3 protein-coding genes are annotated in these 10,427 nt (G+C 45.8%); all 3 read left to right on the top strand.

Features of this window, described 5'->3' with window-relative positions:
* The coding region (locus B3157_RS10990) for a hypothetical protein (protein ID WP_292590510.1) at positions 1-1,065 on the top strand (1,065 nt) is incomplete at its 5' end.
* Positions 1,062-5,141, top strand: coding sequence for an Eco57I restriction-modification methylase domain-containing protein (locus tag B3157_RS10985; protein WP_292590508.1), 4,080 nt, complete (start codon positions 1,062-1,064; stop codon positions 5,139-5,141). The genes B3157_RS10990 and B3157_RS10985, both read left to right, overlap by 4 nt.
* A gap of 61 nt (positions 5,142-5,202) precedes the next feature.
* Positions 5,203-10,344, top strand: a complete 5,142-nt coding sequence (locus B3157_RS10980) for a DEAD/DEAH box helicase (protein ID WP_292590507.1) — start codon at positions 5,203-5,205, stop codon at positions 10,342-10,344.
* Positions 10,345-10,427 lie beyond the last annotated feature (83 nt).

Below are 10,427 nucleotides of genomic sequence, written 5' to 3'. Positions count from 1 at the left end.
GATAAGATTCAGAAGCAGATGCTCGGGATTGAGAAGATGGACGAAAGACTACTGGACGCGATGAGAGATGATTTGACAAGAGACCTGTTGGACGTCAGGAGTGAGGCCGCGAACCTCGGCCAGAAGATAGCCGAATCGAGAGAGAAACTCAATCTTACCCCGGACACAGTGAGAGAGCTGCTAGATAGCGCTATCAAATTGAACGGTGTTCCCTCAGGTGTTAAGCCTGTAGAAGGAAATCTATACAAGATAGAGAGACTGCCTGAGGGCTGGAAAGAGCTTCAAAAATACATCCTCCAGGACGGTAGAACAAGACTCTTATCCTTCGTACCGCCAACTGGAGCGAAGGCCCAGCACCTTCATCCCAACCATCCACTTGTGAAGAAGGCCATAACGTACTTCCGAGCGAACATATGGTCAAGGGGGATTGAAGGCACAAACCAAAAACTGAACAAGGTAACCTGCAAGGTAGTTCCTTCAGGGAAGATGGATGTTCCTCACGTGCTTCTGTATGTTAGGGCTCTTGCGATCAACAAGCTCTCACAACCACTTGTTGAAGAAGTGGATATCATTGGCGGAAGGTTCGAGCAGGGGGAGTTCCTCCCGGTTTCGGATACCTCAAGCCTCCATCATCTCGATTCTCTTGCAGTATTTAACCAGAGGGCTTCCTCGCTCGTCCCCGACCTGAAAAAGGTAATGAAGCTGAATGAGAAAGCAATACAGGATAATATTGAGAAGTTCAAACGTAACTGGAAAGACAGACTCAACAGAGAATTGAAAGAAGTGACCTCAACCGAGAAGGCGACACTTCTGGAAATGATAAAGGAACGAGCGAAAGAGATAGACAAGACGATAATCAAGCTAAGTAGATACGAAGGAACGATGTTCGAAGATCAGATGCAGTATTCCGAAGACATCCGTCTTCTGAAGAACAGACAGGAATATCTTAAATCCCAGCTTGAGGGGATTCCAAAGAAGATAGAAGAGAAATACACACTCAAAGGCGATCCCCTGGTCAATGTAGTCGCCCTCTGCTTCCTCATTCCCGAGGAGATGATCAGATGAGCACAACAATTAAGACCAAGTTCGACTGGTTTGGCGTTCTGAAGATGTCGGGTCTGCTGGTCTCTGAAGTCATTTATCGCGATCACTTTGAGAAGACAGAGGGTATCAGCAGGGACGAACTCTTCAGACTTCGGAGGTTTATTGACCGCTTCAACAGCGAAAGCTTCTCTGTTAATGATCTGGTTAAGGGCCTCCTTTTCGACATTCTTGCTCACGATCCAAACAACTGGAAATTCGGAAGAGATGCCTCGGCTTTCTCAGTCAAGGAAAGTGATCACGATGAGCAACTCACTTCCGACTTTGTTCTCCTATCTGACGATAGAAAAACACCGGTCTTCATAATAAAGACACTGGACAAATACAATGAGCTTGACAAGAGAAAGCCTGTTGGTAGCGGAACCTGGCGGGCGAGTGAACACATAAAATTCGAGACGTTGCTTAGACTTTCAGGCTGCCCTCTGGGGCTTCTCACTAACGGTTATGAGTTCAGACTGTTTTTCGTTGAGGAAGGCCTTTCGGCAGCATACATATCCTGGAAGCAAAGTGACTGGCTTGAAGAAGAATCAACCTTCGAGGCCTTCAGAAATCTTCTGAACGCAGAGACCCTCCTTCCAAGCAAGAAGAAAGGTCTTTACAACATAGTCAAAGAAAGCCACGAGAAGCAGGCTGAGGTTACTGACGCTCTGGCCGATCAGGTTTATCTGGTCATTAACAGGATTCTCGATTATACAAATCAGAGTGCAATAGACGTCGAGCCGGACAAGATATACGAAGCAGTGATAAAGGTCGTTATGAGGTTAGTCTTCATACTTTATGCCGAAGAGAATTCTCTGCTTCCTCACGGATTCCCCGAGTACGATGACAATTACGGCCTAATCCATTTAGCCAATTCGCTCGAGTCTGAGAGGAGCTTCCTCGGAGAGACGGACTTCAACTCTGTTGCTTCCTACAGATATGATGCCTGGTACAGGATACTTGCGTTGTTCAACCTTATCTATTACGGCTCAGATCACCAGGAGCTGAAGATAACTGCTCACGGTGGCGCCCTATTCTCGCCCGACGAGATTCTTCCTCTGCTCAAGAGAATTAAACTGAACAACAGAGGCGTAAGGGATATTCTCCACGATCTCCTGTATATGAAAGGCCTTAGGCTAAGTTATGCTGCGATAGACGTCGAACAGATAGGATACGTGTATGAAGGCCTCCTGGGATACACCGTTTCCCGGGCAAGTGAACCTCTTGTAGTCACGGCAAACGAGAAGTTCGTCCTTCCTCTTAGTGAGCTGGAAAAACGCACACCAAAAGAGATAAAGGCGCTGCTGAAAGAGGTCGATTCAAGGATAAGCAACATTCCGGATTCGTTCACTGATCCTACAGATGATTCGATACAGGCAAGGGTAGCCAAATATGGGGTGATACTAGCCCCGGAAGATGAAAGGCTCATACCGGAGGGTTCCTATTATATGTCATCCTCCGGTGCCAGAAAGTCTAGCGGGAGTTACTACACTCCAAAGCAGCTGACAACGTATCTAGTTAAGGAGACGCTTGGACCGCTGTGTATGGATGAAGAGAAAGACAGGGTGAAGAGCTCTTCCGAGATTCTTTCAATGAAGATAGTCGATCCTGCTATGGGTTCGGGAGCCTTTCTCGTACAGGCAACGAATTTCGTCGCGGAGAAGCTCTTGAAGGCCTGGGAAATAGAGGGCAAAAATACTGAGATTCCAGATTCTGACAGAGAGATCCTCGCACGAAGGAACGTTGTTGAACACTGTATATACGGGGTGGACATAAACCCAACGGCCGTAGAGCTCGCGAAGATGTCTCTCTGGCTTAATACCTTCTCCAAAGATAAGCCATTTACATTCCTCGATCATAAGCTGAAGTGTGGCAACTCCCTTGTGGGGGTCTTTCACGGCTGGGAGGATACAAGCGTTATTCACCCGGAGGTGTACAAGGCTTCGGGGAACGCCAGTAAAGAATGGAAAACTAGACTGAATGAACTGAAAAAGACAAACGCAAAATACAAACCTTCTAAGAAGGAAAGCCAGGCGAAGCATCAGAGTAGTATGTTCTCTCTTACAGGCTCTCCGGACAATGAGTTTGCGAGAATAACGAGTGAGCTCGCAAAAGTCTCACACCAGATAGATGTCGCCGGTAGAGAAACGGAAGATTATTTTGCCAAGGAACAGGTTTACAAAGAGCAGTTCCTTAGGAACAGAGATTACGAAATAGAGAAGCTTAAGACTAATGTGTGGGTAGCTCAATGGTTCGCAAATGAAATTGACGGAGTCCTTCCGTTGACAACCGGAGAGCTTCAGGATCTCTACCAGGGAATAGACAAAAACCAGGATAACAGATCGGTCTTTATGGAAGTCTCCGAACACATTAACTGGACAGAAAGGATAAGTGAAGAACAACGTTTCTTCCACTGGAAACTTGAATTCCCGGATGTCTTCGAGGCTGGGGGTTTCGATGCGGTCATTGGTAACCCGCCTTGGGAAGTGTTGAAGCTTAAGGAAAGAGAGTATTTCGCAGGAAAGGACCTTGAAGTTTATTCCAGCAAGAAGACGAATGAAAGACGGGCACTTATAGCAGGATTAGAGACAAGTAACCCAGAGCTGTTCAGATCGTATATGAAGGAGTTGGAGCAATACTCGTCCACAGGCAATTACGTGTCTAATAGAACTCTATACAGTTTGACAGGCAAAGGCGAACTAAACACTTACCAGCTCTTCGCCGAGCTTTTCTTGAAGATGCGCAAAGAAGAGGGAAGATCGGGCGTGATAGTTCCAACAGGAATTGCGACAGACAAGGGAAACAGTATCTTCTTCAAGTATGTTGTCGAGAATAAATTGCTTTCATCATTAGCTGATTTTGTTAACGGTAGCATTTTCAAAAACATAGACTCCAGAATGAGATTTAGTCTTATAGTATTCGGGTACACGGAACAGTCGAAGATGCTCTTTGTCTTGCGAGACCCCGATCAGCTCTATACAAAAAGCTTCTTGAAGCTATCAGCTGAAGACCTGCTCTTGGTCAATCCAAACACCGGAACTGCTCCGGTGTTCAGTTCGCAGAGAGATATGGACCTTGTGCTTAAGATATATAGAAACAGCAAGATTCTTCTGAGGGAGTACGAAGACGGTAAGACGGATAACCCTTACGGTATAAGCGTCTACCGGCAATTTGATATGTCCCTTGACTCAGATAAATTTGCCAGAGAGCAAGAGCTTATAGGGAGAGGTTACAAGAAGAACTGGATCTACTACGAGAAAGAGGGAGAAAGATATGTTCCACTGTGTGAGGGCAAGACCTTCTACATTCTCGATAGTCGTTACAACCACATAGCAGATGACGGAAATGGTACAAATTGCACTGCCGAGGAGAAATCCGATCCGCGGTTCTTCCCTAGGACAAGGTATTTTGTTAAGGAGAGCGATTGTAAGGCTTTTTATGATGCCAAGCAGTGGGAGAGAGAATGGGTGGTTGCGTTTAGAGATATTGCGCGCTCTTCTGATAATAGAACCTTCATTTCATCGATGATGCCAAAGGTAGGGTTTGGGCATACGGCTCCAATATTAAGAGCACAAGAAAAGCCATTTCCATTTGTTCCCCTTAATCACGTAATCGACTATTCAGTTAGACAAAAGGCCCAGGGAACACATATGACTTTCTTTATCCTCTATCAGCTGCCGGTGCCCGACCCTTCAAAGTTCAAAGAACTCCCCGGACTGGATGCTGGAGACACTTGCATTGAAGATTCCGTTATCCGACGGCTTGTGAAGTGTGTGAACTATTCATACGATATGGAGCCTTTTGTGAAGGATATGGGTTACGAGATAGAACCCAGACCGTGGAATGAGAAAGAGAGACTTGACTATATGGCACAGCTCGATGCGATAGCTGCGCATCTTTATGGTATTAATTGCGAGGACCTGAAGTATATATTCACAACATTCCCGATAGAGAAAAGAGAACAGGAAAAAGAGTATGGGACTTACTTATCCAGAGACCTTGCCCTGAAGTACTTCGAAGAATATAGACCGAAACTCTTTCAAGGAGGACATCTGTATTGATGAGGTTCTTGTTTCATTAAGGAATCTGATCAAGAATACAGAATAATATTGAGGTGATCCTATGTCCATTAACCCTGTCGTCTTCAGTAAAGAGACCTTCGAGAGCTTTACAGATTTTCTTATAAGCACACTGAATATCGCAGATGAAGGCTTGGAGAACCAACTCAAGGATCTAATAGCCTATGATCTTCTAAGAGGGTCTCGCCTGGTTAATGGACCATACATCTACCTAAATCGCCCTTTCGTAAAAGGCAAAAGCATAAAAGAGTTCACGGAAGCACTCAACCTTGATCCGGTATTGAATACAGTATTCACATACGAAAACTTACATAAGCATCAGGAAGAAGCGGCCGAGAGCATTGTAAACAAACATCACACCATAGTCTCAACAGGTACCGGCTCCGGAAAGACCGAGTCCTTCCTCCTGCCAATAATCGATCGTGCGAAGAAACAACAGGAGAAGAAACTGCTGGCGCTCCTTATTTACCCTATGAACGCCCTGGTTAATGATCAGCTAAGACGACTCAGAATGATGCTTGCAGGAACCGGCGTGACGTTTGCAAGATACACCGGAGATACTCCTGAAACCCTTCCTTCGAATATCCGGAGACCCGCAAATATGGTGAGGTTTACGGAAGAGCAGCTCGAAGAGGTCATAAAGGGTACACTGGCGCCCTGGGAAGAGCGGCTCTGTCGAGAAGAGATCCGTGAAAACTCTCCCCAGATAATGCTCACAAACTACTCTCAGCTTGAGCATTTGCTTCTTCGAAACAAGGATCTAGATATTTTCAGAGACTCCGATTTGCAGTTCATCGTTATGGACGAAGTGCATAGTTATGTCGGAGAACTTGGCTCGGAAGTGGCCTGTCTCCTGAGAAGACTGAAGCTCGTTGTTCCGCATCCGGAAAACATCACCTTCATTGGCACCTCTGCGACGGTTGCCTCTCGTGACGAAGAACCTGAAACGGTAGTAAAACGCTTCGGTTCAAGACTCTTTGGTGTTGAACAAGACGATATTAGGCTTGGGACCGAGTCTTACATAGAGCTCGAAAGAGAACCGGATGAATACGTTCCGCTGTTTTCAAGGGATCCGGGAGAGATTCTAAAGGAGATGGTATATGAGGTTTCTCAGATTCCTGAAGATGGAGAACCGGGGCCGGAATTCTACAAACTGCTGACACAGTTGACTTACAAGACCATAAACAAAGACAACGCTTACACGATATTGAAGAAGAACGTTATCATAAGCGAATTGCAGGAGCTTTTCAGCAAGCCCACGCTTCTGGAAAAGGCTGTTGAGAGAATCAGAGAGTTAGCTGGGAGGAAAGATGCTGGCAATGATTCTCTCGCGGCGGAGATATACTCCTATCTACTTGCCGGGCTCATAGTAAAAGAAGACAACGAACCTTTACTCCGCCCGAAGATCCACTTCTTCGTAAGGGGCATTCAAAACCTGAAGGTTGCATTTGTAGATGGCCAGAGACAGATAATACTGAACGATATAGATGAGCTTCAGGATCACTACTATTTCAGCCTTTACGGTTGTGCTAGATGTGGCCAGCATTACTTTGTCATTCCCTCGGCATCTGCTAACCAGGCTGAAGGAGTCACTTTCTACACACCCGTTGGTATGGGGGATGAGCCTGAAGAAAGCCGGATGGTTCTCCTTACAGATGTAATTACCGGGGACGAACAGGCCTACCTCAGTCAAAATGTATGGGTCTGTGAGAAATGCGGGACCGTCCACGAAGCACCTGTGCAGAAATGTATGAATACTCTTTGTGGTTCAGACAAACTTATTCAAATGAAGAAGGTTCCAATTGCAGCACGGCTCAGATGCCTCTCCTGTGGTGTTTCGCTCGGGAAAGATGATGAGGAGGATAGATCCTCGAACCTAATGCCCTCTGTGTCAAATGAAGCTTTAGACATTCTCATTCTCGCTCAGAATATGCTAAATTCTGTTTCCAAAGATGCGGCAAAGCTTCTCGTATTCACGGACAACCGGCAGGAGGCCGCCTTCCAGGCAGCCTTCATAAATCAGAGGTCGAAACGGTTTAGGCTCAGAGACTATCTCTACGCTGTTCTAGAAGAGGGCCGAGCATACACAAGCGATGAACTGGCTGGAGAAATAGCTGAACGCATTCGTGAGAAGGGTGAATACAGAGACTTTGAAGTTGAAAATGCAATGAGGCCTAATTACTTCAAAGATTCTGTAGAATGGTTTCTTCTAGAAGATTTCTTTATGCCCCGCTATAGACGTGGAAGCCTTGAGAACCTTGGGCTTGTTAAGCTTACTTACGGGAATGTAGTTAGCAGCAAGGAATTCGTGAAACACTGGGCAGAAGAATTCGGAGCCCCTGTAGAAGAAATACTGGCAATAATTGAAAATCTTCTAGACCATATGAGAGTCAACACAGGTATAAGCCATACGCTTCTCGGAATAACAAACCGGGATCCCCGAGTTGCTAGCGGTTATATAAACCTTAGTAAGTGGTTTGGCCCCGAAGTTTACATCCTGAATGCCCCTACCTACAATAGCAAGAGCAATCTCAAATGGTGGATTTCAAACAGTGGGACTTCATATTATCAGAGGTTTATAAAGAAGGCATTTCCGGAAAAGAAGGATCTCGCAGATGATTTCCTCCAGGAGCTGTGGCGCTTTTTGGTGGATGAAAGGGTCCTAGTCGAACGCGAGAACTCACATTTCGCCATAAACAGTGAAGCGGTTCACTTCCGTAAGGCACCTAAGACAGAAGACGATAATCTCCCTCATCTTTACGAGTGCAAAAAGTGTGGTACGAGAACCTTCAGAAAGACGCCCGGCCTGGTTTGCCTCAGGCACAACTGTGATGGTCAATTAACTGATGTATCAGTCGATACGGACGATTATAACGTCAAGAGACACTTATCAAACAGAGAGATAAGAAGTCTGAGGGCCTTTGAACATTCCGGCCAGGTTCGCAGACCCGAAAGGGAGAGAATCGAGAAGGAATTCAAAGATGAGAATGGAACGGTAAACTGCATTGTGGCAACTCCTACACTTGAACTGGGAGTGGATATAGGGAAACTGGATATGGTTCTTTTGAGAAATGCTCCGCCCACACCGGCAAACTACGATCAACGAGCTGGAAGGGCCGGAAGGCGACACAGGATAGCCGTTGTTACTGCATACTGCGGGCGAAGCTCCCACGATCTGTACTTCTTTTCAAGACCGGAAGAGATGATTACAGGAAAGATAAAGGTCCCAGCCTTCTCTATGGCGAATATTCCGCTAATTGCTAAACACTGTCATTCGGCAATCACGACGAAACTTCACAGCGTTACGAATATAGAAGACAAAGCATTGATGGAGGCCTATCTTCCTAATTACATAAACGCCTTCTTCAACGGGATAGACCTGTTTGCGGATAATGCAGCTGAAACGCTTAAGAACCTATTTGGTTTCTCCAAACCCCTGGAAGAACTGATAAACAGACATTACGAGCTTCTCAGAGAAGAGTTAGAGCGTTTCTTCAAGTACTGGCCACCTGAAGCTTTGAAGACGTTAAGGGAGTCGGTGGAGGGAGAACTGGAAGACTTTCTAATAAACGGTTCTCCGGAACAGCTTGATAAGATATTTCTTCACATACGCGACGATCTCATTTTCCTGATAAACGAAAGGGCCGAGTTGTTTAGACGTGGCTCTACTTCGAGAGAACTCAGTTCAATTACAAAGCACTTGAATGCCTTTATGCATCCACAAGGCGGTGAGAACTCAGTCAGTGATTTCTACACGATCTCCGTGCTGATCAAGTATGGGTTTTTTCCCGGTTATTCACTTGCAAAAGGCCACGTTACTGCCCGCTGCCTGGACAACGAAGGTTTCGTTGAAATAGACAGAAACTACAATATCGCTCTAAGGGAATTTGCCCCGCTTTCCAGGCTTTACGCGGTAGGGAAAAAGTACCGACCGACACGGTACAACTTCTACAACGCTGACACAAAGGCGGGCTTTAGGCAGAGATTCATCATAGTCGAAGACTGCATAATGCCTGAAAAACCCGATGAACCTTCTTTCGACAACCCAGCTCAGTTGAAGCTTGATTCAATACATCTCACGGACCCCAAGTTGACTCTCGAAGGTAGGCCCGGGGATAGTGAGAATCGTAGAGTCATTATGGGCTACGACATAAGAGGAATCGTTAAGGGAAATCACCTGGGAGGATTTACTGCCAAGTCTGACGGAATGATTACTTCTTTCAGGAGAAAAGACGTAGTTGTCCTCATAAACGTTGGTTCGAAACGCGATATAACTAACTATGGCTACGGTTTCTATATTTGTCCCGAATGTGGGGTGATAGAAGAGAATACTCCTAGTGGGAAAGATCACTTCAAGAGACATTTGGAAACCGTCCATAACAAACATATTCAAGGAGAAAGACTCAACGAGTATAGGAGAGGCATTCACGCAGAATTCGTGTCTGATGTAATGGTTGTGGGCCCTTTCAAAAGCTTCGAAGAGGCAGCCAACTATATGGAATCGATGAAGGTGGGGGCATCTATTGACCTGGATATCAGCACCAGTGAAATTGATAGCTTCATAAACGGGCATGAAGAGAACTACCACGTTACTTTCTTCGAAACAGTACCGGGTGGCTCGGGGTACATTGAGGTGTTGTTCCAGTACAGAGAAAGTGTAATGAAGACCGCAAGGACACTTCTTGATTCCTGCGATTGCAAGACTGCCTGTTACAGGTGCCTGCTGAGCTTCTGGAATCAACCCTTCCATTCAGTTCTCAAAAGGAAGAAAGCAATCGAAGTACTTGACTTCTTACAAACTGCAGGGGCTACTACAGTGGTGAAAATACCCGGCACCAGGCGAGAGAAGACTTCTGATGGGAACCTAGAGTCGCCGGCCGAGGCGAAGTTCCTTAACATTGTTAGGGAGTTCGGGCTTCCAGATCCTCATCTTCAATACCAGGTAACCATCTCAAATATGACGACCATCGCAGATTTTGCATATCCTGATAAAAAGCTCCTTATCTACATCGATGGCTACACTTATCATAAGGGCAAAGGGCAAGGGAAAATAGACCTTGACAGAAGGCAAGAACTAATACTCAAAGCCAGCGGCTACGAAGTCATTCGGATCGGAGCCAAAGACCTGGATGATGACGAGATAATGGAACTATATCTTAAGTCAATATCCAAGATATTTGACTAGTAGTGTTCCGTCAAGAAAGCAACTCATTAGTACTGCCCAAGCTTGCTTTGGAAAACCTTCGCTTGAGTTTATCACTTAATCTT

This window comes from Mesotoga sp. UBA5557 (assembly GCF_002425715.1).
Classification (GTDB): Bacteria; Thermotogota; Thermotogae; order Petrotogales; family Kosmotogaceae; genus Mesotoga.
This window is presented reverse-complemented; position numbering and strand designations above follow the sequence as displayed.

Bases quoted from the DNA above. Each gene is read 5' to 3' on its own strand.
- B3157_RS10985 (WP_292590508.1), top strand. From the start codon at position 1,062: ATGAGCACAACAATTAAGACCAAGTTCGACTGGTTTGGCGTTCTGAAG.
- B3157_RS10980 (WP_292590507.1), top strand. From the start codon at position 5,203: ATGTCCATTAACCCTGTCGTCTTCAGTAAAGAGACCTTCGAGAGCTTT.